We start from the raw sequence: 22,748 nt of genomic DNA, 5'->3' as shown, positions 1-22,748 counted from the left end.
CTGCTATTGTTGAATAAATGGTTCCGCATACGTCAAATTCAACCATTGTTCGTGCTTGGCGAATTGCGTTCATCACTGCAGTTGCATTTGAAGAACCATGTGCTTTTATGACGGGTGCTTTTAATCCAAACAAAGCAGCACCACCATATTCGGTATAATCCATTTTATTTTTCAAGCCTCTCAAATCATCTTTTACGAGATATGCTGAAATTTTCGACTTCGTTGAAGATGAATACACTTCTTTTAACATGCTAAAGAAACTAGCTGCGGTTCCTTCAATTGTTTTTAATACCATGTTGCCTGTAAAGCCGTCAGTAACCACTACATCAGCTACGTTTAACAGTAAATCACGAGATTCTACGTTTCCTACAAAGTTAATTGGAGCTTGTTTTAACTGAGTAAATGCTAATTTGGTCAACTCATTGCCTTTGGTTTCTTCCGTTCCAATGTTGAGTAAACCAACGCGTGGAGAGTCGATTCCACGTACTTTCGCAGCGTAAATACTTCCCATAATTCCGAACTGCACCAGATGTTCTGGCTTAGCATCTGAATTTGCACCTAAATCCAACATCACAAAACCTTGTCCATCTACAGTAGGTAATGTAGGTGCAAGTGCAGGTCGATCAATACCTTCAATTCGTCCTACGATGAAAAGGCCTGCAGCCATGAGAGCACCTGTATTACCTGCAGATACACACGCATCTGCTTCGCCATTTTTCACAGCTTCGGCCATGCGTACCATTGAGGCATCTTTTTTACGACGAATCGCTCTAACTGGTTCATCGTCCGATTCAATTTTTTCTTCTGTATGAATCATTGTTAATCGAGCATGTGGTTTAACAAAAGGTTTTACTTTTTCCTCATGTCCAAATAATAGAATATGAATATCTTCAAATTTCTCAAGTGCCAAATAGACACCCTCCACAATTTCTTTCGGTGCGTGATCTCCACCCATTGCATCTACTGCTATTTTCATTTCAATTCACCTTTACTTGCTTCATTCGCTCGAAACATTTCAAACTGTCCTTCAAAAACAATTTCGTTTTCTACAGTTGAAGTGACTTCTACAAATGTGCGATTTTTTTCTTGATCTTTACGTGTCACAAATGCTTTTGCAATGACCCGATCTCCCAATTTCACAGGCTTTACAAATGATAAAGTAGATTTAACTGTTAACGCTAATTCATCATTGATGACTGCTACTGCCAAGGAGTTAGCTTGAGCGAATAAATGATGCCCTCGCGCAATTTGGTTTCTCTGAAATATATGTTCTGATTTTACGTCAAATATAGAAATTGCTCGTTCGTCCAGTTCAATGTCAACCATTTCCCCAATAACATCACTTAAAGGTAAAGAACGAACCTCATCCTCAAATGATTTCGAGGCTACGTGTTTAATACGTTCACGTAACTCAGGTATCGACAACTCTAAACGGTCCAATCGAACAGTTTGAACGCTGACTGTAAAAAGATTAGCTAAGGCGTCGTCCGTGATGAACGGATTGTTTTTAATGGTATGTATTAATTGTTGTTGGCGTTCTTTTTTTGAACGTTTCATATCTTCACCATCCGATATTAGCACTTGGTACTATTATCAGTATATAAATACAAGAAAAAGAATGCAAGGATTGTCTGAAAGTCCGTGTTTAAAAAGGAGCATGAGCCAATGAAAAAGGAAGACAGCCGTTGCCAATTGGGCAACGGCTGTCTCCCCGCTTAGTGCGGTCTTCACTTAATTTGGTGGACTTTTTGAACAACCTTTAACAGTCTTACATTCTTTTTAATCAATTCTATCGCCATCTAGAGCACCCGAGTTTTGTAAGTAAGTCCGTAAACACTTCGTCTCCTCACTTGTCCAAAACTCATTTGAAGAAAGATATTTCTCAGCATCTTGTCTTGCAGTTTCCAATGCTCGATAATCATGAACCAAATCAGCCATTTTAAATTCAGGCAAGCCACTTTGTTTGCGACCAAAAAAGTCACCTGGTCCTCGAAGCTCTAAATCTTTTTGAGCCAATTTAAAGCCATCATTCGTTTCAGTCATCGACGTCATGCGTTCTTTACCTTCTTCTGATTTTGGATCTGCAAGTAATATACAATACGACTGCGCTGAGCCACGACCTACACGACCACGGAGTTGATGTAGTTGAGCTAGTCCAAAACGTTCGGCATCGTAAATAACCATAAACGTTGCATTCGGTACATTAACACCAACCTCTACAACTGTAGTAGAGACAAGCACTTGTATTTGACCTTCACTAAACGCTCGCATCACTTCATCTTTTTCACTCGAATGCAAACGACCATGCATGAGACCTACTTTATATTTATTATGAAAAATGGACGATAATTGCTCATACACATCTACAGTATTTTGGACATCAAGCTTATCAGACTCTTCAATAAGCGGACAAATAACATATGCTTGTTTACCCTCTTGCAGTTCTTTAGCCATTCGTTTAATGGTTTCATCGAAGAGTTCCTTTTTGACCCAATGCGTTTCAATCTCTTTTCGTCCAGCAGGCATTTCATCGATGGTTGAAACATCCATTTCCCCAAATGCAGTAATGGCTAGTGTACGAGGAATCGGTGTAGCAGTCATAAATAACACGTCCGGACTCATGCCTTTATCTCTTAAGACACGACGTTGGTCTACACCAAATCGATGTTGCTCATCTGTAATCACGAGACCAAGTTGCCGAAATTCTACATCTGGTTGAATTAAAGCATGTGTACCTATAAGTAAATCAATTTCACCGTTTTGAAGTTGCTCATGAAGAGTTCTACGGGCTTTGGTTTTAGTAGAACCTGTTAATAATGCGATGCGAATACCCATTGGAGATAACCACTCATGCAAGGAATCGGCATGTTGCTCTGCTAAAATTTCGGTCGGAGCCATTAATGCCCCTTGAAAACCAGCAGTAATAACAGCATACAATGCGATTGCTGCAACTACCGTTTTCCCCGAACCCACATCTCCTTGAAGCAATCGATTCATGCGATGAGGTTCTTTTAAATCTTTACATATTTCATTAACTACACGTTTCTGAGCTGCTGTTAACTCATAAGGTAAAGTCGCTATCAAATCTTTTACTTTTTGGATATCGTAAGCAATTGCGATGCCTTGATTTTGTTCTTTGCGCACTTTTTTAATCGCTTGCATTTTCAATTGAAACATTAGTAACTCTTCATACACAAATCTTCTTCTAGCCTGTTTGACATGTTCAGCATCTTTTGGAAAATGAACACCTTCAAGCGCCTCGAACACAGGTAAAAGTTTATATGATTCTCTAATTTCATGTGGTAAACAATCTTCTAATTCTGTACCCATTTGTTGCAAAGCTTGATGCATAAATTTCCTGAACGTTTTTTGATGAAGAGAACCTTTTAAACTATACATAGGTTCAAAATCAATTTGATCTGTTTTGGGACCTGAGGAAAAATGAGTGGCACTGATTGCTTGGCGACCACGATCCCACTTTCCGGTGACTGTTACGATTTGCCCGCTTGTAATCTTATTTTTCAAGTACGCTTGATTAAAAAACACCACTTTTATTAAATGAGGACCAACAAGCAATCGAATTTGTAAACGCGATTTGTTTCTTCCTAAAAATAGAATGGAAGGTTCGCTTTCGACCCTTCCCTCTACTGTCACTCGTTCGTTATGTGGCGTTTCTGCAATGTTTTTTAAACGGAAATCTTCATGACGATATGGAAATGTCATGACTAAATCTTGCAACGTAAGAATTCCCATATCAGCTAAAGTTTTTTCTGTTTCGCCACCTACGCCCTTTATGCTATTTACAGACTGAAGCTGTTTACTAGACACCTTTTACAAAGTCAGCACCAAATATTCTTTCAGCTAGTGCTCTCCCGGTTGGTGTTGCAGCTAAACCACCTTGTGCTGTTTCTTTTAATGCACTCGGCATTGTTTGTCCAATCTTGAACATGGCATCGATAACTTCATCACATGGAATACGACTTGTAACACCTGCTAGTGCCATATCAGCAGAGACTAATGCATTCGCAGCACCCATAGCATTACGTTTCACACATGGCACCTCAACTAAACCTGCAACTGGATCACATACAAGTCCAAGCATATTTTTCATTGAAATAGCAAAAGCCTCTGAACATTGCTGTGGAGAACCTCCTGACATTTCGACAATGGCGGCAGCAGCCATTGCGGCAGCTGAACCAACTTCTGCTTGACATCCACCGGCAGCACCTGAAATTGATGCATTGTTCGCAACAACGAATCCAAATGCACCAGAAGTAAATAAATAACGAATCATTTGTTCACGTGTTGGATTCAATTGATTTTGAACAGCAAATAAAGTACCTGGCACCACTCCTGCAGAACCTGCAGTTGGTGTTGCACAAATAGTTCCCATTGCAGCGTTCACTTCATTCGTCGCTACAGCTTTACTCACTGCGTCGATTAATAATGCCCCTGAAAGCGTATTGCCTTTCTTCATATAATTGTGAAGTAGCACGGCATCTCCACCAGTTAAACCAGATGTAGAATGAACACCTTTCAACCCTTTTTCCACTGCTTGTTCCATAACAGTAAGGTTCGTATCCATTTGCTTCATAATATCTTCACGACTTCTTCTCGTAACTAGCATTTCTTGTTCTATCATTAATTCAGAGATTAATTTATTTTCAGTTGTCGCTAATTCTACTAATTCTTTTACATTACGGAATAAGAATTTCATATACAAACCCTCCTCAATCTGAGATTTTTGTTACTTGAATAATATGTGGTAATAGTGCGATTTGTTGAAGTACATGTTCTTCAATATGTTCATCAACTTCAATAACCATCAAAGCCATTTGCCCTTGTTCCTTACGAGAAACTTCCATATGGCCAATGTTAATATTTTGTTCTGCTAAACAACTTGCTACTTTCGCAATACTACCAGGTTTATCGTCATGTACGACTAAAATAGCGGAATGATTTCCTGACAATCGAAGAGGGAATCCATTTAATTCACTAATTTCGATTTTTCCTCCACCTATTGAAACCCCGATCAACTCCATTTCACTTGAATCATCACCAATTACAAGACGCGCAGTATTTGGATGCTCAGTGTGACCACTTTCTGGTATAAATTCAAACGTCAAGCTCGCTTCTTTCGCAAGATCAAACGATGTTTTAATGCGTTCATCAAATGTATCAAAACCTAGTAATCCACCAATTATTGCGATGTCCGTTCCGTGACCTTTGTAAGTCTCAGCAAAAGAACCATATAAATATATTTTCGCCCATGTTGGTTGTCGACCGAATAGTTCACGCGTCACCAGACCAATTCTTGCAGCACCAGCAGTGTGTGAAGATGACGGTCCAATCATTACTGGACCAATAATATCAAAAACTGATTTAAACTTCATTTTAAGACTCCTTTGTTTCGAATTTCTCACTACATTTTATATCACATCAACTTATTAAACAAAAGTATCCGCTTACAAATTTGAAATAAAAAGCAGTGAACCAATTCGATTCACTGCTTTTATTGTTTATTCGACTGAGATGATATATGGATACAGCGGTTGTTTTCCACTGTATACTTCAACATCCGCATGAGAGTAGTTTTCTTCAACGAATGCAGCCAATTCATTGGCATCCGCTTCTGTGACATCTTCTCCGTAAATAATCGTAATAATCTCGGCATCTTCATCGACTAAGTCATGGATTAGCGTTTTTGACACTTCTTCAATTGAAGCTGATGCCAAAATAATCTTCCCTTCAGAAATCGCCATGAAATCATCTTTTTGAATTTCGACACCATCAATAGAAGTATCACGGACAGCAAAGGTTACTTGTCCAGTTTTAACATGAGCGTAAGCTTCTGTCATTTTTGTTTTATTGTCTTCTACTGAAGCTTCAGGATTGAATGCTAATATCGCAGCCATTCCTTGAGGTACAGATTTTGTCGGTACAACCGCAGCCTCAATACCGATTACTTCAGCAGCTTGTTCAGCAGCCATTATTATATTTTTATTGTTTGGTAAAATGAGTACTTTTTCAGCGCCAACAGATTCAATCGCTTTGACGATATCTTCTGTAGATGGGTTCATTGTTTGGCCACCTTCAATTACTGCACTTGCCCCTACACTTTTAAGAAGCTCTGAAATTCCTTTGCCCATTGCTACTGTTACAACAGCATATGGGTGTTTTTTCACTGGTGCAATAGTAGGAACCGATTTTTTATAATCGTCTCCTACAATTTCGGAGTGTTGTTGACGCATATTTTCAATTTTGATTTTGATAAGGTCACCAAATTTTTGTCCATAATCCAAACAATTACCCGGCTGTTCAGAGTGAATATGTACCTTCGCAATTTCGTTATCAGAAATAACAAGCAGCGAATCACCAAACTGACTTAATCCTTCGCGGAAAGCATGTTCATTGAACGGATTTTGCGCTACTTTTTCAGGCATGAATTTCACCATGAACTCTGTGCAATAACCGAATTCAATGTCTGAAGTATCCATGAAGCCTTGTACCTTTTTATGATGTTCTGCACTCACTAAATCATCCATGGAATGTGCAGACGTTTTTTCAGGTAATTTCTCGCCCTTCATCGAAGCGATAAATCCTTCATAGACGTATACAAGACCTTGTCCACCAGAATCGACAACTCCCACTTCTTTTAAGACAGGAAGTAAATCTGGTGTTCTCTCTAGGGATGCTTGTGCTTCTTTTAATAATTCTTCCATAACTACAATTATATTATCTTCATGTTCGGCAACTTCTACTGCTTTCTTCGCTGAATCTTTTGCTACTGTTAAAATGGTACCTTCAACTGGTTTCATAACCGCTTTATAAGCCATATCCACACCGTGTTGGAAAGCATGAGCAAAGTCTTTTGCAGTTAACGTTGATTTTGTTTCCACATCTTTCCCAAATCCACGGAAAAGCTGAGACAAAATAACGCCCGAGTTCCCACGAGCTCCCATTAATAATCCTTTTGAAAGTGCTTGCGCTGTTTTTCCAATATGAGCGACTGCATGTGCTTCTGTTTCTTTTGATCCAGAAGACATCGACAAGTTCATGTTCGTTCCCGTATCACCATCGGGAACAGGAAAGACATTTAGCGCATCCACATAATCTGCATTTTGGAATAAGTGATGGGCACCCATTTTCACCATTTCTGCAAATTGAATTCCGTCTAAAGACTTCATATCCTACTTCCTCCTCTTATGGGTTCGTAACACGAACTCCTTGAACATAAATATTTACTGATTTTACTGCAAGTCCTAATGTTTTATTTAGTGTGTATTTAACTTTTGATTGAACTTGATAAGCTACTTCTGAAACTTTTGTGCCGTAGCTAATTACGATGTACATATCAATATGAAGATCTTCGCCATGTTGTCGTACAAGTACACCTTTTGCGAAATTTTCTTTTCGTAAAATATCCGTTAAACCATCTCGGATTTGATGTTTTGACGCCATTCCAACAATCCCATAACATTCAATCGCTGCTCCGCCTGCAATTTGCGCCACGACATCATTTGAAATATCAATCTGTCCGAATTCATTTTTCAATTCAATTGACATATAGAATGCCTCCTCATAAGTCCTTTTTGACTACCCTTAATTGTACTACAAAATGTCACGCAATAAAAGAAAACGTTAACGATCTCCTGTATTCGTCTGTAAAGGCTTTTTTCTTGAAAGGCACATCAAAAGTGGTTGCAAAGAAAAAGACTATGTGGTAAATTATTAAAGTATGAAATAACGAACTGAAAAAAATCTTTCAGCTTCTTTTTTGAGGAGGAAATATAATGCCAAAGGTATGTGTAATCACAGGGCGTAAGTCTCGTGCTGGTAATGCGCGTTCTCACGCTATGAATAAAACAAAACGCACTTGGGGAGCTAACCTACAAAAAGTTCGTATTCTTGTAGATGGTAAGCCAAAACGTGTTTGGGTTTCTGCGCGAGCAATGAAATCTGGAAAAGTTGAGCGCGTTTAATATTCGCTCAAAAAAAAATGCTTGACTGACAATTGTCAGTCGGGCATTTTTTCATTTTTCCTCTTCGGTTTATCTTCACTATTCATCCAACCTAAACACATTCTTGCAAAGCCACTCACAAATTTCGGTAATCTAAACGTATAAACACGCATGATTTCACTCCTTCTTATCAATCTGAGCTACGTATTAATAAACATATGCCAGATGTGAAGGAGATAGACCCTTGTTCGTCCAATACTTCATTACTTGTAAAGCGTGAACTACCTATGTTTATTGTTTCAGTGTCCACATTATATTTCATACCAGTAAGTGTAATATGCTCTACGGTTCCATGAAAAGCAAAGAAAGATACGAATGGTAATTGAGGATTGAACGCTATTTTTGTAGTTCCTGGAGTCAACAAGCGCATTTCATTCCATTTGTTGCGAATGATAAACTGAATTCCGGGATTGTCCATCTGAAATCGATAAACGCTGTTGAGTACAGAAATAAAATGATCCAAACGCCCTCCTGTTACACCCATTATCACGATTTTTTGTGGATCAAAATCGAGTGAGTGCGTAAGCGCTAAATCTGTATCTGTTTCATCCTTATCCACAGATGCTATTTTTACTGAAGCTACTCGCTCTTCAATACTTGTAAATTCTTTAGTGGATAATGAATCAAAATCCCCGACAGCTACATTTGGAATGATCCCTTCGTTAAGTAAATACACTGACCCCTTATCCGCTCCAATAAAAACAACATCCTTAGATGATTTGAACGGCTTTAGGTCGGCCAATTCTTCAATTGGCCCCCCAGCGCATATCACAACCGTTGTCATGCACGTATCGCTCGTTCGCCTGCTTGTTGAATGTCTTGCAGAGCTTGTTTACGGTCTTGTTGATTATAGATAGCTGAACCGGCAACAAAAATCGTGGCACCCGCTTCCGCACAGGGAACAATCGTTTCGGCATTAATACCACCATCAATTTCAATTTCAATCGCTAAATCTTTTTCTTTAATAAGATCAGCTAATTGTTTTATTTTTGGAATGACGGAGTAAATAAATTTTTGACCGCCGAAACCAGGATTTACTGTCATAAACAGGACCATGTCAATGTCTTCTAAAACATGCTGAATTGATTCAATAGGCGTATGTGGATTTAAAACAACTCCGGGTTTTACTCCAAATGAACGAATCAATTGAATTGTTCTGTGCAAGTGTGGACACGCTTCTACATGAACTGTTATATAATCAGCACCAGCTTTTGCAAATGATTCAATATAGTTATCGGGGTTCTCAATCATTAAATGAACATCTAAAGGTAGTTTTGTCACAGGTCTTAAAGCTTCCACCACAATAGGTCCCATTGTAATATTTGGAACAAAATGTCCATCCATTACATCAATGTGTATGAGGTGTGCGCCAGCTTGTTCGACTTCTATTACTTCTTCAGCCAATTTCGAAAAGTTGGCAGCTAGAATTGATGGGGCTATTTTAATCATTTTAATACCTCGGCTTTCGCTCGTTTATTTCGTCTAAAAACTTAACATAGTGCTTATATCTATAATCTTTAATCTCTCCAGCTTGTACTCCAGCAAGGACTGCACATTTCGGTTCACTTAAGTGTAAACACTCTCTAAATTTACAACTATCAGATACTGCTCGGAATTCCGGGAAACAATAAGATAATTGTTCTTTATCGATTTCATCAAAATCAAAAGAACTGAACCCGGGAGTATCAGCTAACAATCCGTCACAAACTTGAACAAGTTCAACATGACGAGTTGTATGTTTTCCTCGACCAAGGGCTTGTGAAATGATACCAGTTTTTATATTTAAGGAAGGCAACACTGTATTTAGTAATGTTGACTTCCCTACACCAGACTGACCAGCTAAAACGCTGATTTTACCTTGTAAGATAGGAGCGATGTTGGCAACCAAATTTTCGTCGTCTTTAAATGTTTCTATTATTTGGTATCCAATCGCTCGGTAATCATCTATAAAAGGGCGAATTTTAGCCATTTCTGATTCAGATATCAAATCCGTTTTGGTTAAACAAATAATTGGCTTTACATTAAATGATTCTAATACAACAAGAAAACGATCTAATAATAACGGATTGAAATCTGGTTCAGTTAGAGAAAATACTAATAAAGCTTGATCAACATTAGCGATAGGTGGACGAATTAGCGCATTTTTTCGTTCATGTACGACAGTGATTGTTCCATCAGAACCGTCTTCCACTTCATAATCGACAAAGTCGCCTACCAGTGGGCTTACCCCCCGGTTTCTAAAAACACCGCGTGCTCTACATTGAATAAATTGTTGCCCGTCCTGAACATAATAAAACCCGCTAAGTGCCTTACGAATTTGTCCTTTCGGCATCGAATTCCTCCCTAATCGAAACTGTCATACTCAATAATTTCGTCTTCTATGACTTTTGAGTCGACCATGATTCGATATGCTCCTTTTTGACCTTCTTCTATTTCTAATTGAATTTTTTGTTGTTTTGATTCAGTCAAGACAAACTCCTCTACTGGCTCTGCAAGTGAATGCGTTTGATCCTGCAAATAAATACGAACAATTTGCTCAGCACCTTCTGTTTCTGGTTCATATGGAATTTCAACCGATTTAATAAAGGTTTTAACTTTTTTGGCAACTGGACCCTTTGAAAGAACAATATCTATTGAACTCCCCGGTTCTAACTGAGTTCCAGCAACGGGCTTTTGCGAAATCACGAATCCTTCAGGAACATCTGCAGAGAACTCTTCATTTACTATTCGAATATTAAATCCAGATGATTTAGCATAATCATTTAATGTTTTTTCATTGTATTGTTTGGTTAAATCAATGACACTATATAATTCTTGTCCTTTACTAACAACAAACACAAGTTCTGTCTCATCTGGTATCAGTTCAGAATCTCCAGAAGGTTCTTGTGAAATGATAGTGCCAACAGGTTCTTGTGAAAATTCTTCAACTGTCTCGATAGATTTAAAATTTTGTTCAGCTAATAATTCTCTTACTTCGTTAATGTCGCGGCCTTCATAATCAGGTAAGGAGACTAGCTCTTTCCCACTCGAAATAATGAAATCAATTTCAGTTCCTTCTTCTCTTATTTTACCGTTTTCTGGAATTGTGCGAATAACTTTACCTTCTTCAATTTCCTCAGAAGACTCTTCCGTTTCATTTCCCGCAATAAATCCAACTTCTTCTACCTTATCAATCGCTTCGTTTAAGGACTTATTTGCAACGTCTGGTACTTCAATTTTTTCAGGTCCAAACATTCCTGGAAAAGCAATAATGACGATTACACTTGTCAACAGCAACAATGAAATAATACCCAAAACCCATGGCCATTTTTTCTTTTTCTTTTTCTCTTCCACCACGGGTTTAGAAAATACTTGCTCTTTCGTGTGTTGCTTTGTTTCAGTTATTTTATCGTAACTTGTACCTTCTTTTATAACAGGCATTGCTTTAGTTGCATCGTCATCGTAAGGAATTGCGAAGGCTGCTTCGTTTGCACGTTCTGCAGATAATACATTATTTAAGTCATGTTCCATTTCCTCAACTGTTTGATAGCGATTTCTTGGATCTTTTGAAGTTGCTTTCATCACTACATTTTCTAAACTTTGTGGAATAGTAGGCACGACAGCACGCACTGAAGGTGTTTCCGTTTGTAAGTGTTTTAATGCAATTGATACTGCAGATTCTCCCGAAAAAGGCAATTTACCTGTTAGTAGCTCGTATAATACGATACCAAGCGCATAAATGTCTGATTGCTTCGTTGCAGTACCACCACGTGCTTGTTCAGGAGATAAATAATGGACAGTTCCCAGCACTGAATTGGTTTGTGTAAAGGATGTTGCACTCAAAGCCATTGCAATCCCAAAATCTGTGATTTTGACGTGGTATACGCCATCCATCAAAATATTTTGCGGTTTTATATCACGGTGAATAATTTGATTTTGATGTGCGTGTGCGATTGCAGATGTCAATTGTTTCATGATTCTCACTGTCTCATCTGGTGATAAAGGAGCATTATCTACAATATAGTGTTTTAATGTTTTGCCTTCAACAAACTCCATCACCAAATATTGCAAGTCACGATCTTCACCTACATCAAAAATATTAACAATGTTTGGATGGGTTAAACTCGTAGCTGAAAGTGCTTCGCGTTGAAATCTCCGATGCAAATCATCTTCATTTGAGAAATCGTAACGTAACACTTTTATGGCTACGTCTCTATCTAATATCATGTCGTGAGCGAGGTAAACATTGGACATGCCCCCGCCGCCAATCATTTCGATTACTTTATAACGTCCACTGATTCTTTTGCCTAAGAGCATGCCTACACCTCCTCTTTTGTATTGTTAATCAGAACAAGAGAGATGTTGTCTTCTCCACCTTTTTCATTTGCAAGGTCTACTAAGTATTTTCCTTTTTCATGAATGGAGACATTGGTTGAAAGAATATTGGTCATGTCATCAATTGATAATTTATTACTTAATCCATCAGAACATAAAAGTAAATATGAATATGTAGGTGACATTAAAGAGAAAAAGTCAGGTTCAATCGTTTTTTCAGTTCCTAATGATTTCGTAATTAAATTTTTCTTTGGATGACTTTGTGCTTCTTCTTCACTAATTTCACCATTTTCAACTAACACATTTACATATGAATGATCCTTCGTCAATTGCATCATTGTTCCCGAATGTACTCCATATGCACGACTATCCCCTATATGACAAAGAATTTTTTGATTATCAGTAATAACTACTGCTAAAAAAGTGGTCCCCATCCCTTGGCAATCTTCATGTGTTAATGAATAATCAAAAATTAATCGATTAATCTTTCCAACAGCGTGCAAAAACCATAGTTTAATCGAGTCCTCAGAATAAAAATGTTGTGGGGTAGCGCTTAAAAAAAATTTGCCGATTTTAGTAATGGCCATGTCACTTGCGATATCTCCTGCATTGTGTCCGCCCATACCATCAGCAATAACACCTAATCGGACAAAATCAGATCGTATGAACATTGCCGCACAATCCTCATTCACCGATCGTTTTTGACCAATATCACTTAATACAGTGTACTTCATCAATAGTCACTCCGTTTCTTGTTGACGCATCATAACAATGAAATTTTCTGCATGAAGCGCCAATATCAGAACCGTGTTCACGACGGTTTTTTGCTAAAATCCCATAATTGCTTGTTCATTCCTATACACAGTTCTTTGGTAATAGTTATTCTTTAATTTGCATTGTTAGAAACGGAGTCTTTTTTACGGAATGCTGCAACAAAGAAACCATCGCTGTTAAAATCTTGTGGAAAAATGTGAATCAACCCATCTTTTGTCAAGTGATGAAAAGCCTCAGGAAGTATATCTAGTTTGTCTAACATCATATCAGAATGGCTAGCAAGAAAAGCTTGTACAGTGCCGTTATTTTCAACTTCATCTATCGTACATGTACTATATACAATCAGTCCACTCGGCTTTATTAACTTATAAGCTTCGTCGAGAAGTTTAATTTGAACTTTATGCAAAGAAGCAAAGTCCTCTTCTTTTTTTGTATATTTGATATCAGGTTTTCGACGAATGACACCTAACCCGCTACAAGGTGCATCTACAAGAATACGGTCAAACGATTGCTCGTCATACTCAATCGTTAATTCTCGGCTGTCCCATGTGCGTGTTTCAATATTTTCAAAACCTAATCGACTTGCTTGATCAGCAATAAGTTTCACTTTATGTGGATGCAAATCAACTGAAACAAGGAATCCTTCTCCGTTTAGTTTCTCCGCGATATGCATCGATTTCCCACCCGGTGCGGCACACATATCCAATACTCTATGACCCGGTTCGACTCGTAGTGCGTATGTTGGAATCATCGAACTCTCGTCTTGTATTGAAACAGCTCCGTATTGATAAGCCTGTGTTTTAGCAACTTGCCCCTTTTCAATGTGAAGGCACTCAGGGATTACTTCGCTTTGATTAGCTACAATTCCTTCATCTAGTAACATATCGATTGCTTCTTGCACTGAAGTTCGGGTGGTATTAACGCGAACAGTATGTGCTGGTGGAATATTATTTTCAAAAGCCATCGTTTCCGTTTTTTCAAAACCAAATTGTTTTACCCAGCGTTGAATTAACCATAATGGATGACTTGATGCGATAGATAAGCGTTCGATTGGGTCTAGTATATCGTCAATTGAACGAACTCCTTGACGCAAAATACCTCTTAAAATACCGTTTACTAATCCGGCTGTTCCTTTATGGCTTCGCTTCTTAGCAATCTCAACTGCTTCATTTACAGCGGCGTGATTTGGAATACGATCTAAATAATGAATTTGGTAAAGTGATAAACGTAATAATTGACGAACCCAATCATCCAGTTTTCCTTTAATGAATGGTTGTAAATAATAATCGAGAGTCATCTTGTGTTGAAGAGTCCCATAAGTGATTTCCGTTAAAAGTGCACGATCTTTGATATCAATATCATATTTTTCAATTGTTTGGTGTAGTAATAAATTGCTATATGCTTGACTCTTTTCTATCGCCATTAAAATTGATAATGCGGCATCACGGACATTGCCGTTCCACATTCGATATGATTTATTATTCATTGAAACTGATCCCCTATCTGTAATTTAGAACCAGTGCCTCGTAAAAACTCTTCGGCAGACATTTTTTTCTTCCCAGCTGGCTGCAATTCTGTAATTTCAAAGGCTTGCTCAAAACCTGTTTGCACAACAAGTCGATCTCCCATTAACTCAACCACTGTCCCTACGGGGTGAGTATAGCTTTGTTGACTCGGTTGTCCCCACCATACTTTGACGGCTTCTTCTCTTAAAGTCGTATACGCTACAGGCCATGGATTAAGTCCACGTACTTGGTTGTATATATCTTTTGCTGACTGATTCCAATCAATTCTTTCTTGCTCTCTTGAAATGTTGCGAGCGAAAGTTACCTTATTTTCATCTTGCACCACTCTTGCATTGCTACGGCTAAGAATCGTTGGCAATGTCTCTTTAAGTAAGTCACTGCCAACGATACTAAGTTTTTCAAACAAAATTCCTGTTGTATCGGCAACTTCAATCGGTATTGATTTTTGTGAAATGATATCACCGGCATCTAATTTTTGTGCCATATACATAATGGTGACACCCGTTTCGTGTTGACCATCGATAATAGCTTGGTGAATAGGTGCACCTCCACGATATGCAGGTAGCAGGGAAGCATGGACATTTAAACAGCCAAATTCAGGTGCATCCAGTATCTCTTTCGGAAGAATCTGGCCAAAGGCAGCCGTCACAATAATGTCTGGTTGCATTGCTAAGATTTCATCCATTTGTTGTGAACCTTTCAGCTTCTCAGGTTGCAACACAGGTAAACCTAGTCTCAATGCTTCTTTTTTAACGGGTGTTGGCGTTAACACTTTTTTGCGTCCTACAGGTCGATCTGGTTGTGTAACAACAGCTAGGATAGAATATCCTTCTTCTTGTAACATGGACAGAATCGGTACTGAAAACTCTGGGGTCCCCATAAAAACTAAAGAGGTCAAAGTATTTCCTCCTCTTCATTTTCTAGTTCAGAAGGATCAACGACACGCAGAATTTTCGAATCAAATAATATGCCATCTAAATGGTCTATTTCATGCAAAATCGCTCTTGCTTCATAATCCTCAGCCTCTAATTCGTACCATCTACCGTCTCTTTCCTGAGCTTTAATTCGCACATAAAAAGGACGTTCCACCTCACCATACAATTCCGGGAAACTTAAGCAACCTTCAATATCAATTACAGATCCTTCTGTTTCGAGGACTTCCGGGTTGATCATTTCGATGATGTCTTCACCTTCACCTAAATCAACAATGGCTACTCGGATGGATTCACCTACTTGAGGGGCTGCGATGCCAATGCCATCAGAATCAAGCATGGTATCATGCATATCTTTCAATAACGTCGCGAGCTTTCGATCAAATTTAAGTACTTTCTTTGTCGGTGTTGTTAATATTTCACTTGGGTGTTTTACGATCTTTCGTATCGTCAAATGTTATTCCTCATTTCGTGTCTGCTCACATAATGGATGATGGATTTAAGTCAATTGACATTAAAATTCCTTTTTTCAGCCAATCCGTCCGGTAAATACGGATTAATTGCTGAAGTACATCTGGGAGCATCGGTTCTTTTTTGTATTTTATCAAACATTGATAGCGATATCTATTTTGTACACGACTAATGGATGAAGCTGTAGGTCCAATAATTTCTGCCGTGTTGGATAAATTTTCGCGGAGCCAATTTGCCACTTTGTGAGCATATTCCGCTGTCATCAACACATCTTCATGTGTAATCTGAATGAGCACAACAAAAGTAAAAGGTGGGTAGGCAAATTGTTTTCGATTCATCATTTCTTGATGATAAAAAGAAATAAAATCATGATTTTGCGCATATTGAATGGCGTAGTGTTCTGGTGTGTAGGTCTGAACAACCACTTCACCCTTTTTATCATGTCTTCCTGCTCTTCCACTTACTTGAGTCAACAATTGGAATGTTTTTTCGGCTGCTCGGAAATCTGCCAAATGGAGAGTGGTATCGGCTGAAAGCACTCCAACTAAAGTGATATTAGGAAAATCGAGTCCTTTAGCAATCATTTGAGTACCCAGCAATATGTCTGCCTTACCGTCGCCAAACATTTTCAATATATGTTCATGAGAGCCTTTTTTACGCGTGGTATCAACATCCATACGTAGTACTCGAGCTGTTGGGAAAAAACGAGCAATCTCTTCTTCCACTTTTTGTGTACCAGTTCCAAAAAATCGAATATGTTCACTTTCGCATTGTGGACACGAGTTCGGAACATGAGACTCTTCTCCACAATAATGACACTTAATCCGTTCTTGAGATCGATGATAAGTCATTGAAATATCACAATTTGGACATTCGACCACGGTACCACAATCACGACACATAACAAATGAAGAATGACCCCGTCGGTTTAGAAACAGAACCATTTGCTCCCCTTTTTCAAGGCGTAGACGAATAGCATCCGCTAATTCCAATGAAAACATGGATCTGTTGCCATTTTTTAGTTGCTCTCGCATGTCGATGATAGATACTTCTGGTAATGCTTGTTCACGAGGTCTCTTTGCTAAAGTTAACAAAGAATAATTCCCTTTTTTTGCTCGAGCATAAGATTCAAGCGAAGGGGTTGCACTCCCTAAAATGACTGGGCAATGGTGATATTCACTTCTCCAAATCGCTACATCTCTTGCATGATAACGAGGGGAATCATCTTGTTTATAAGTACCTTCATGTTCTTCATCTAAAATAATTAAGCCAATATTTTGAAAAGGAGCAAAGATAGCAGAACGAGCACCCACCACCACTTTGACTTCACCACGACTAATTTTTCGCCATTCATCATATTTTTCTCCAGTCGATAAACCGCTATGCAAGACAGCAACTAAAGAGCCAAAACGTTCTTTAAAGCGATTCGTCATTTGAGGGGTAAGTGAGATTTCCGGAACAAGAACGATAGCTTCTTTTTGATCCATTAACGATCGTTCAATCGCTTGTAAGTACACTTCGGTCTTACCGCTTCCAGTAATGCCATGAAGAAGAAAAGTTGTAGCTTCGCTATGATCATATGAATGAATAATTTCACTCAATGCGAGGTGTTGTTCATTAGTTAATGAGTGTTTTTTAGAGACATCAATCGTTCTATCAGCGTAAGGATCTCGGTAAACTTCTTCAAATTCTAATTTCGCCGCGCCTTTTTCTACTACTCCTTGTAACACAGCATTTGATGTATTAAGGTTTTTTAATACATCCGACAAAATGATGCGCTCCCCCACGTGATCTAACATCCAATTTATTACGTCCTTTTGTTTCTTCGCTTGGTTAGAGACATTTTCATAAATTTCTTTTAAGCGATTTACATCGGATTCAATTTGGACCATTCTCACTTTTTTTACAGCCGTCTTTTGTTTGACAGCGGTTTCGAGAACTAGAATTTGTTCTTTAATTAATTTTTTTATTGTAGAAAGCAATTCTTTCGATTCATCTGCTTTCAGCTCAATACTATCTTTTCCTTGAAATAAGGCTTGTACACTTTGTGGAAGCACAGCACTGGAATCTATAATTCGAAGTGTTTTTTCATATTTCGCTCGTAAAGCAGAAGGTAGCATGACTTGAAGAGCATCAATTTCATAACATAAAGTTTGACGCTTTAACCACTTGGTCATAGCCAGCATTTCTTGTGTTAATACGGGTTCGATATCTAATAATTCACCAATTGGCTTTTGTTTATTTAAAGGAACATCTGTGTCACTTTTTAATGCGATAACAAATCCAAGAACTTGGCGATTTCCAAATGGGACTTTCACACGACTTCCACTTTCAATGATGGATTGGTATTTTTCTGGGACCGCGTAATCAAACGGTCGATCAATCGGATAAGCTGCCACGTCTACAATGACCTCAGCGAACATGTTTGACATCCTCTTCATGGTCCAATATCGTTTCAAACAGCTTTGTAGCTAACTCTTTTTTCGTCATATTGTCAAAATGGTTTATATAATTTTCTTTACCAATGACCACGACTGTATTTGTATCAGTACCAAAACCACTATCTATTCGCGTGACATCATTGGCTACAATATAATCAGCATTTTTCTTAATTAGTTTTGCCTTCGCATATGCTTCTACATTATTTGTTTCTGCTGCGAATCCAATTAATAGTTGATGTGATTTTCTTTGGCCAAGTGTCATTAATATGTCAACGGTCCGCTCAAGTTCGAGAGTAGAGTCACCCACTTGTTTTTTCATTTTCTGTGCATAAATCGTTTTCGGACGATAGTCTGCTACTGCAGCCGTCTTAATGACAATATCGGCATTATCATAATGTCGTAATACAGCTTGCAACATTTCTTCCGCACTTTCCACATTTTCAATTTTCACATCAAGTGGAATCGGTAAAGAAACCGGACCTGATACAAGAATAGTCTCTGCGCCAAGTTTTACGGCTGCTTCTGCAAGGGCATAGCCCATTTTCCCAGATGAAAAGTTAGTTAGAAATCTCACAGGATCGATTCGTTCACGCGTTGGTCCAGCAGTGATTACTACTTTCTTACCTTTTAACGGTAAATCTTTTGGTAAAAAGAAAGCTTCAACTAATTCAACAATTTTTTCTGGTTCTTCTAATCTTCCTTTGCCTACATATCCGCAGGCTAAAAAACCTTCTGAAGGTTCAATAAATTCATACCCATCTTGTGCAAGTGTCGCGATGTTGCGTTTCACTGCTGGGTTGTCGTACATATGTACATTCATAGCTGGTGCAATCCATACCTTGGCTGTAGTAGCTAAAAGGGTAGTTGTCACCATATCGTCGCCAAATCCATTTGCAAGTTTTCCAATAACATTCGCAGTTGCAGGAGCAACGATTACTAAATTTGCCCAGTCTGCTAAATCAATATGAGCAATGACTTGTGAACTTTTTTCATCAAATGTATCGGTATAAACATCATTTCTAGACATGACTTGAAAGCTCAGAGGCTGCACAAACTTTGTAGCAGATTCCGTCATGATTACTTTGACATTTGCTCCCGCTTGAGACAATTTACTTACCAGTGCTACCGCTTTATATACCGCAATTCCACCAGTTACGCATAATAAGATATTTTTGTTTGCTAGCATGAACATTCTTCCTCTCTCAAACAACAAACTCCCAAAGCATTTTACGTCTTAGGGAGTTTTCATTGGGTAATAATAGGATTTATATTTCGTCTTCGTAAATTGTTTTTTCATCTTGCACTTCTTTAGTTAATGCCCCACAAGCTACTTCTTCTAATGCTCGTCCTACATATTTTAAAGAAACATAAGAAGTTAATCGCTCTCCGCCTTCTTCTTGTAATTGGCGTGCGCGTTTTGAAGCTAAGCTTACTAGTGAGTATTTTGAATCGATTTTACTTTTTAATGAATCAACTGATGGATATAACATTAATTAATATTCCCCTTCCAACATAGACAGATATCTTTTTTCAACACGTACTCTTCGACAATGCTCAGCAGTGACAATCGCATTTACGCGATCACATGCTAATTGTACTTCATCATTTTCAACAACAAAGTCATACAAGTTCATCATTTCAAGTTCTTGTCTTGCAGCCAAAATACGAGACGCAATTACGTCATCTGTTTCCGTGCCTCGTCCTACTAAACGTTGTTCTAATTCTGAAAGACTTGGTGGTGCTAAGAAAATAAATAAGCCATCAGGGGCTTTAGCACGCACTTGAGATGCACCTTGCACTTCAATTTCTAAAAACACATCACGCCCTGCGTCTAGCGTAGCATTTACGTAGTCTAATGGGGTTCCATAATAGTTCCCAACATAAGATGCGTATTCTAATAAACGCCCTTCTACGATTAATTGTTCAAATTCCTCATGAGATTTGAAAAAATAATCGACACCATCGACTTCGCCTTCACGCGGCTTTCTAGTCGTCATTGAAATTGAATATTCATAATTCGTGTCAGGTTGTGAGAATAATTCTTTTCGCACTGTACCTTTCCCAACACCAGATGGCCCTGAAAGGACGATTAATAATCCACGTTCTTTTCGCATTAAATCCCTCTTTTTATCTATTCGGTTTGTTCTAACATACGTGTTACCATAGTTTCTGCACTAACGGCAGATAATACAACATGCTCACTATTCATAACAAATATTGCGCGCGTTTTTTTCCCATACGTTGCATCAATTAAAAATCCTTTGTCTCTTGCATCTTGAACGAGACGCTTAATCGGCGCCGACTCAGGTTGCAAGATGGAGATGATTCGATCAACTGCTACCACACTACCGTTTCCGATATTGATAAACTTTAGACTCGGCACAGTCGTCCCTCCTAATAAAGCTAAACTTTCTTTGCTACATACTTAGCCAATTATATCACATTACCCTTAGAAAATGATAAGATAGAGCAAAACGTTTTGAAAGAGGAATTCTTATGGCATTTGATGGCTTATTTACAAAAGCAATGACGCACGAGCTCCAACAATTAGTATCAGGACGAATTTCAAAAATACGACAACCGAACTCACAAGAAATTGTTTTTCAAATTCGCTCTGGCGGTAAGAATAGTCGTTTACTTATTTCGATTCATCCTTCGTACTCGAGAATTCACGTAACGAATGAGGCAATCGATAATCCTTCTGAACCACCGATGTTTTGCATGTTACTTCGCAAACATTTAGAAGGTGGATTTATTTCCTCAATAACACAACTCGATATGGACCGCGTTATCATTCTTAGGGTAGAAAGTAAAAATGAAATCGGTGACGATATGGTGCGAGAATTACATATTGAGATTATGGGACGACATAGTAATGTTATTTTAGTGGACCCAGTTCGAAATCTTATCCTGGATAGTTTAAAACACTTGTCTCCTTCAGTTAATAGTTACAGAACGATATTACCGGGTCAACCGCATATTGCACCTCCAACTCAAAATAAAAAAAATCCTTATGATGTGGATGAACCTTTTTTCCACTCATTATTAGAATCGGAAGATGTATCACGTGAATTCATGACACACCTTGCCGGATTTTCACCTTTACATGCAAAAGAACTTGCTTACCTTGTAGCACACAGCGAACAACCAAGTTATGAAGTATTTAAAAAGTTCATAGATGAATTTGATCAAACAAATCCTTCAGGTACATATATAGAAAGTGGAAATAAAGCTATTTTTTCAAGTGTTGATTTACAGCATGTCGAAGGAAATAAAACACCCTATAATTCTTTAGGAGAATTACTCGACAAAGTCTATTTTGCACGAGCTGAACGTGACCGAGTAAAACAACAAGCTGGCGACTTAGAACGCTGGTTACAAAATGAACTTGATAAATTGAAATTAAAAATGAAAAAACTAGCTAAAGAAAAAGCGAACGCTGAAAAACTGGAAACCTTCCAACTTCATGGCGAACTGTTGATGGCAAACTTGTATAACCTTGAAAAAGGAATGACAGAGGCCGAAATCGTCAATTACTATGATGAAAATAATGAAGTCATCAAAATACAATTAAGCCCAAGAAAAACACCAGTAGAAAACGCACAAAGTTTTTACACGAAATACAATAAAGCAAAAACAGCCCTTTTGAAAACTCAACAACAACTCGATAAAGCACAAGACGATATCAACTATTTAGAAATGTTACAGCAACAAGTAATGCAAGCATCTCCACAAGACATCGAAGAAATTCGTGAGGAACTTGCTGAACAAGGCTGGATGAAAGCACGAATTTCGAAGAAGAAGAAAAAAGTAGTTAAGCCGACACCTGAAGCTTTCGTCTCTACTACAGGATTGCCAATTTCTGTCGGAAAAAACAACAAACAAAATGATTATTTAACATTTAAAATCGCGAGTAAATCTCAAACTTGGTTCCATACAAAAGATATTCCAGGATCTCATGTCGTTATTCATGACAATGACCCAGATGAAGCAACCATTTTAGAAGCTGCAATGCTTGCAGCATACTTCAGCAAAGCTCGGGATTCATCGTCTGTTCCTGTCGACTATACCGAAGTACGTCATGTAAAAAAACCAAATGGTTCAAAACCCGGATTTGTTATTTATTTTGAACAAAAGACAGTATTTGTAACCCCTAGTGAAGATATCGTAAGAAAACTTCGTAAATAAAATACTTAAAAGCCATCCAATTTAATATGGATGGCTTTTGTTTATGGCTTGGATGTTCTATGAGCGGATATTTGTCAACTA

Annotated in this window: 23 protein-coding genes; 2 read left to right on the top strand and 21 right to left on the bottom strand. The window is 38.2% G+C overall.

Features of this window, described 5'->3' with window-relative positions; translation table 11 throughout:
• From plsX to AC1DOS_RS03990, 7 genes are all read right to left on the bottom strand, one after another.
• Positions 1-976: phosphate acyltransferase PlsX (plsX, locus tag AC1DOS_RS04020; protein ID WP_477536482.1), on the bottom strand; the 976-nt coding region annotated here is incomplete at its 3' end.
• Positions 973-1,557: a transcription factor FapR gene (gene fapR, locus AC1DOS_RS04015; RefSeq protein WP_108584605.1), complete on the bottom strand. Its 585-nt coding sequence runs from the start codon at positions 1,555-1,557 to the stop codon at positions 973-975. The genes plsX and fapR, both read right to left, overlap by 4 nt.
• 222 nt (positions 1,558-1,779) lie before the next feature.
• A complete protein-coding gene (gene recG, locus AC1DOS_RS04010) occupies positions 1,780-3,828 on the bottom strand; it encodes an ATP-dependent DNA helicase RecG (RefSeq protein ID WP_477536481.1) in 2,049 nt (682 codons plus the stop codon).
• Positions 3,821-4,717 (bottom strand): L-serine ammonia-lyase, iron-sulfur-dependent, subunit alpha, encoded by an 897-nt coding sequence (gene sdaAA, locus AC1DOS_RS04005; protein WP_108584602.1) that lies wholly within the window; start codon positions 4,715-4,717, stop codon positions 3,821-3,823. Before sdaAA ends, recG begins: the two co-directional genes overlap by 8 nt.
• A 13-nt stretch (positions 4,718-4,730) precedes the next feature.
• Positions 4,731-5,393, bottom strand: a complete 663-nt coding sequence (gene sdaAB, locus AC1DOS_RS04000; RefSeq protein ID WP_108584600.1) for an L-serine ammonia-lyase, iron-sulfur-dependent subunit beta — start codon at positions 5,391-5,393, stop codon at positions 4,731-4,733.
• A gap of 126 nt (positions 5,394-5,519) precedes the next feature.
• The gene (locus tag AC1DOS_RS03995) at positions 5,520-7,187 is read right to left on the bottom strand and encodes a DAK2 domain-containing protein (RefSeq protein ID WP_477536480.1); all 1,668 of its coding nucleotides are present in this window, start codon (positions 7,185-7,187) and stop codon (positions 5,520-5,522) included.
• Positions 7,188-7,203: 16 nt separating this feature from the next.
• On the bottom strand, positions 7,204-7,566 hold the full coding sequence (locus AC1DOS_RS03990) for an Asp23/Gls24 family envelope stress response protein (RefSeq protein WP_108584597.1): 363 nt from the start codon (positions 7,564-7,566) through the stop codon (positions 7,204-7,206).
• A gap of 227 nt (positions 7,567-7,793) precedes the next feature.
• Between AC1DOS_RS03990 and rpmB the strand changes: the two genes are divergently transcribed.
• On the top strand, positions 7,794-7,982 hold the full coding sequence (rpmB, locus tag AC1DOS_RS03985; RefSeq protein ID WP_024535039.1) for a 50S ribosomal protein L28: 189 nt from the start codon (positions 7,794-7,796) through the stop codon (positions 7,980-7,982).
• Between the two features lie 35 nt (positions 7,983-8,017).
• On the opposite strand, the gene spoVM is transcribed toward rpmB, so the two are convergent.
• The 14 genes from spoVM to AC1DOS_RS03915 all read right to left on the bottom strand — a co-directional run bounded on the left by spoVM (position 8,018) and on the right by AC1DOS_RS03915 (position 20,862).
• Positions 8,018-8,134, bottom strand: a complete 117-nt coding sequence (gene spoVM / locus AC1DOS_RS03980) for a stage V sporulation protein SpoVM (protein ID WP_108584595.1) — start codon at positions 8,132-8,134, stop codon at positions 8,018-8,020.
• 17 nt (positions 8,135-8,151) lie between these two features.
• Positions 8,152-8,805: a thiamine diphosphokinase gene (locus AC1DOS_RS03975; protein WP_108584594.1), complete on the bottom strand. Its 654-nt coding sequence runs from the start codon at positions 8,803-8,805 to the stop codon at positions 8,152-8,154.
• Positions 8,802-9,470 (bottom strand): ribulose-phosphate 3-epimerase, encoded by a 669-nt coding sequence (gene rpe / locus AC1DOS_RS03970; RefSeq protein ID WP_108584592.1) that lies wholly within the window; start codon positions 9,468-9,470, stop codon positions 8,802-8,804. The genes AC1DOS_RS03975 and rpe overlap by 4 nt, the downstream gene beginning before the upstream one ends.
• A gap of 1 nt (position 9,471) precedes the next feature.
• Positions 9,472-10,353, bottom strand: coding sequence for a ribosome small subunit-dependent GTPase A (rsgA, locus tag AC1DOS_RS03965; protein WP_477536479.1), 882 nt, complete (start codon positions 10,351-10,353; stop codon positions 9,472-9,474).
• Between the two features lie 11 nt (positions 10,354-10,364).
• On the bottom strand, positions 10,365-12,317 hold the full coding sequence (gene pknB, locus AC1DOS_RS03960) for a Stk1 family PASTA domain-containing Ser/Thr kinase (protein WP_108584589.1): 1,953 nt from the start codon (positions 12,315-12,317) through the stop codon (positions 10,365-10,367).
• A gap of 2 nt (positions 12,318-12,319) precedes the next feature.
• Entirely contained in the window at positions 12,320-13,069 is a 750-nt protein-coding gene (locus AC1DOS_RS03955; protein ID WP_108584587.1) for a Stp1/IreP family PP2C-type Ser/Thr phosphatase, read from the bottom strand.
• Between the two features lie 152 nt (positions 13,070-13,221).
• The gene (gene rsmB, locus AC1DOS_RS03950; protein WP_477536478.1) at positions 13,222-14,595 is read right to left on the bottom strand and encodes a 16S rRNA (cytosine(967)-C(5))-methyltransferase RsmB; all 1,374 of its coding nucleotides are present in this window, start codon (positions 14,593-14,595) and stop codon (positions 13,222-13,224) included.
• A complete protein-coding gene (gene fmt, locus AC1DOS_RS03945) occupies positions 14,592-15,533 on the bottom strand; it encodes a methionyl-tRNA formyltransferase (protein WP_477536477.1) in 942 nt (313 codons plus the stop codon). The genes rsmB and fmt overlap by 4 nt, the downstream gene beginning before the upstream one ends.
• The gene (gene def, locus AC1DOS_RS03940) at positions 15,530-16,021 is read right to left on the bottom strand and encodes a peptide deformylase (RefSeq protein WP_477536476.1); all 492 of its coding nucleotides are present in this window, start codon (positions 16,019-16,021) and stop codon (positions 15,530-15,532) included. The genes fmt and def overlap by 4 nt, the downstream gene beginning before the upstream one ends.
• A gap of 25 nt (positions 16,022-16,046) precedes the next feature.
• Positions 16,047-18,461, bottom strand: a complete 2,415-nt coding sequence (gene priA, locus AC1DOS_RS03935) for a primosomal protein N' (protein ID WP_477536475.1) — start codon at positions 18,459-18,461, stop codon at positions 16,047-16,049.
• On the bottom strand, positions 18,451-19,665 hold the full coding sequence (gene coaBC / locus AC1DOS_RS03930) for a bifunctional phosphopantothenoylcysteine decarboxylase/phosphopantothenate--cysteine ligase CoaBC (RefSeq protein WP_477536474.1): 1,215 nt from the start codon (positions 19,663-19,665) through the stop codon (positions 18,451-18,453). The genes priA and coaBC overlap by 11 nt, the downstream gene beginning before the upstream one ends.
• A gap of 79 nt (positions 19,666-19,744) precedes the next feature.
• Positions 19,745-19,969, bottom strand: a complete 225-nt coding sequence (rpoZ, locus tag AC1DOS_RS03925; RefSeq protein ID WP_108584578.1) for a DNA-directed RNA polymerase subunit omega — start codon at positions 19,967-19,969, stop codon at positions 19,745-19,747.
• 3 nt (positions 19,970-19,972) lie between these two features.
• A complete protein-coding gene (gmk, locus tag AC1DOS_RS03920; protein WP_108584577.1) occupies positions 19,973-20,593 on the bottom strand; it encodes a guanylate kinase in 621 nt (206 codons plus the stop codon).
• Between the two features lie 17 nt (positions 20,594-20,610).
• Positions 20,611-20,862 (bottom strand): DUF370 domain-containing protein, encoded by a 252-nt coding sequence (locus AC1DOS_RS03915; RefSeq protein WP_108584575.1) that lies wholly within the window; start codon positions 20,860-20,862, stop codon positions 20,611-20,613.
• A gap of 113 nt (positions 20,863-20,975) precedes the next feature.
• Here AC1DOS_RS03915 and AC1DOS_RS03910 point away from each other — a divergent pair, with 113 nt between their 5' ends.
• On the top strand, positions 20,976-22,667 hold the full coding sequence (locus AC1DOS_RS03910) for an Rqc2 family fibronectin-binding protein (RefSeq protein ID WP_477536473.1): 1,692 nt from the start codon (positions 20,976-20,978) through the stop codon (positions 22,665-22,667).
• Positions 22,668-22,748 lie beyond the last annotated feature (81 nt).

It is taken from the genome of Paenisporosarcina sp. P5_A11 (assembly GCF_056400705.1).
This window is presented reverse-complemented; position numbering and strand designations above follow the sequence as displayed.